The organism is Streptomyces sp. WM6386 (assembly GCF_000972385.1).
In the GTDB taxonomy this organism is placed as follows: Bacteria; Actinomycetota; Actinomycetes; order Streptomycetales; family Streptomycetaceae; genus Streptomyces.
Genome location: NZ_JXTE01000337.1, coordinates 1 through 679, shown reverse-complemented (window position 1 = coordinate 679; position 679 = coordinate 1). Strand labels below are relative to the sequence as shown.

General features: G+C 70.5%; 1 protein-coding gene. It reads right to left on the bottom strand.

Features of this window, described 5'->3' with window-relative positions; translation table 11 throughout:
• On the bottom strand, positions 1-605 hold a 605-nt coding region (locus TN53_RS41570; RefSeq protein WP_234441849.1), incomplete at its 3' end, for a cytochrome P450.
• Positions 606-679 lie beyond the last annotated feature (74 nt).

Here is a 679-nt window from a genome sequence, read left to right as displayed (position 1 = left end):
GTGGTGTTTGCTGCCGGGCGGATCCTGGTGCCGGGCGGGACGGTCAGCTGCCATTCGCGGGTCACCGCGCCGAGCAGGGTCTCGAGTTCCTTCCAGGCGAACGGTTCCCCGACGCACCCCCGGGCCCCGGCGCCGAAGGGGATGTACGAGGCGTCCTGGGCGGTCGGGGCGGTGGTGAGCCAGCGGTCCGGGTCGAAGCGGTGCGGGTCCGGGTAGCGGTCGGGGTCCCTGTGCAGCAGGTAGGAGCTGAACATCACGTGCGTGCCGGCGGGGAACGTGCGCTCGCCGAGCGTGATGTTCGAGAGGGCCTTGCGGCAGGTGATCCACACGGGCGGGTAGAGCCGCAGCACCTCCGCCAGGAACCGCAGGGTGTAGCCGGGCGGACCGTGCCCGTGGCCGGAGGGGGCACCTGGGCACGCGACCGCGGTGCGCGCCAGGTCCTTGAGGACGTTCTCCTCGGTCTGGGGGTGTTCGGCGAGCACGTACAGGGCCCAGGACATCACCGATGCCGTGGTGACGGTGGCCGCGATCAGCATCATGACGGCCTCGTCGCAGATCTCGCCGGTGCTAAGGGCGGAAGAGTCGTTGCGTTCGGCGCCCGACAGGAGTGCCGAGAGATAGCCGGTCGTGGAATCCGTGGAGCCGAGACGGTCGGCGAGCAGGGAGCGGAAACCGGTGA